Origin of the sequence: Ilumatobacter sp. (assembly GCF_049588435.1) — a bacterium.
Taxonomy (GTDB): Bacteria; Actinomycetota; Acidimicrobiia; order Acidimicrobiales; family Ilumatobacteraceae; genus Ilumatobacter_A.
Window position 1 is genome coordinate 1 of the sequence record NZ_JBAVYV010000460.1, and the last position, 1787, is coordinate 1787.

Here is a 1787-nt window from a genome sequence, read left to right on the forward strand (position 1 = left end):
GCACGAACGTCCCGTCCTCGCCCAGTTCATCCAGCGCGGCCTGACCCATGCGGGTCATGATCCGCATGGACGCCGCGACGTAGGCAGAGTCGGTCAGCTGAACGCCGATGTGGGCGATCGGAGATCCGAGGGGCCCCATCGAGAACGGCACCACGTACATGGTGCGTCCTCGCATCGCTCCCTCGTACAGGCCGTGCATGACCTTGCGCATCTTGGCCGGCTCACGCCAGTTGTTCGTCGGACCGGCATCGATCTCGGACTCCGAGCAGATGAACGTCCGATCCTCGACCCGAGCCACGTCGCTGGGGTCTGACAACGCCAGGTAGCTGTTCGGCCGCCGCTCGTCATCGAGGCGTTCGAACGTCCCGGCCGCGACGAGTCCCTCGCACAGTCCCTCGTACTCTTCTTCGGAGCCGTCGCACCAATGCACCGCATCGGGCTGGAACACCCTGGCCCATTCGTCCACCCAAGCGTGAAGCTTCGCGTTGGTCGTCACCGCAGCCATGGTCTTCGTCTCCAGTCCGGGGTTCTCGTACCCCGCATCGCGATCAGACACCGACCCGTGGGCCAGTCGGACACCGCTCGGCGGGCCTACCCAGGGTCGAGCGGACCCTGATCTGACAAAATGATCAAGTGCTCAGAGCGTAACCCTACCTCGACAAGCGGAACGAACCCATGCCCCAGGCGAGCCGGATCGAGATCGCGGAAGCCCCGTCCGGTGGGTCTGCCGACGGGCCGGCGAGGAGCGGCCACCTCGTCGCCCACGCCGATGGTTCCGGCGCCCGTCCGTGGTGAGGACCGAGCTCGAGCGACTGCCCGACCGGGCATTGCGAGGAGCTGCCCATGGGGCCTGCTGCGGGACGTGCCCATCGAACCCGAGACGGACCACCGCTGCCACGAATCCCATGAACCTTGCCGGCCGCCCAGGGGGCGGCCAGCTTCAACGCTTCTTGGTGCGCCCCGGATCTGACGGGTTGTCAGCGAAGTCCAGCGTCTCCAGCTCGGCGAGCAGGTCGCGGGCCTCGCTCAACGACGTCGTGAGGATCGATTTCGTCAACTCGAGCAGCTCGAAGATCCGCGGGTCGACGACCGAGTACAAGACGGTGGAGCCTTCTTTGCGGGTCTGCACCACGTTCGCCCGGCGCAAGACCGCCAACTGCTGGGACAGGTGCGAGGCCTCGATCCCCACATCAGGGATGAGCGCCCCGACCGACAGTTCCCCGTTGCGCAACAGCTCCAGGACCCGGATGCGTGCCGGGTGGGCCAGCGTCTTGAAGAAGTCTGCCTTCACTTGGTAGATCGGCCGGTTCATGAGGCTCGCTTTCCCCGCTGGACAACCCGATGGGATCCACGCAACCGTCGCCGGTAGCACCTGACGGTCTTCACAGATGCGAAATCTATCAGGGTGGCTGCTGCCGGCCGAGACAGAACAGCTGGTCGTTGCCCACCGACACCAGCAGGAATCGCCTGTCTGGGGAGCTGGTCGCTTGCGCATGGGGTCCCGCGGGCCCGGCGACGGGGCGAGGGCCAGCGTTCCGGTCAGGCTTCTAGGGCTTCCCGTTGCGCTCTCGGTGTGCGCAACCCGGCCAACAGCACGGACGACGCTTGCCTTCGGCAAGCTCCTCCTGGGTTCGGCGAATTCGGCGCTGTCGGGTCGCGTCCCTCTTGGCGTCCTCGACCCAGCAGATGAACTCGTTGCGGGCGAGCGGGGTGATGTCCGTCCAAGCGTCGAGCATGGCGGAGTCAGCCAGCAGCGCAGCCTGGAGGTCTTGGGGCAGGTCGTGTAC

Annotated in this window: 2 protein-coding genes and 1 pseudogene; all 3 read right to left on the bottom strand. The window is 66.3% G+C overall.

Annotation, left to right across the window (positions count from 1 at the left end; genetic code table 11):
* Nucleotides 1-505: pseudogene (locus tag WBV89_RS17595) on the bottom strand (phosphoenolpyruvate carboxykinase (GTP)); the annotation flags it as partial.
* A gap of 435 nt (nucleotides 506-940) precedes the next feature.
* Nucleotides 941-1312: an ArsR/SmtB family transcription factor gene (locus WBV89_RS17600; RefSeq protein WP_423982641.1), complete on the bottom strand. Its 372-nt coding sequence runs from the start codon at nucleotides 1310-1312 to the stop codon at nucleotides 941-943.
* 235 nt (nucleotides 1313-1547) lie between these two features.
* On the bottom strand, nucleotides 1548-1787 hold a 240-nt coding region (locus tag WBV89_RS17605), incomplete at its 5' end, for a YdeI/OmpD-associated family protein (RefSeq protein WP_423982642.1).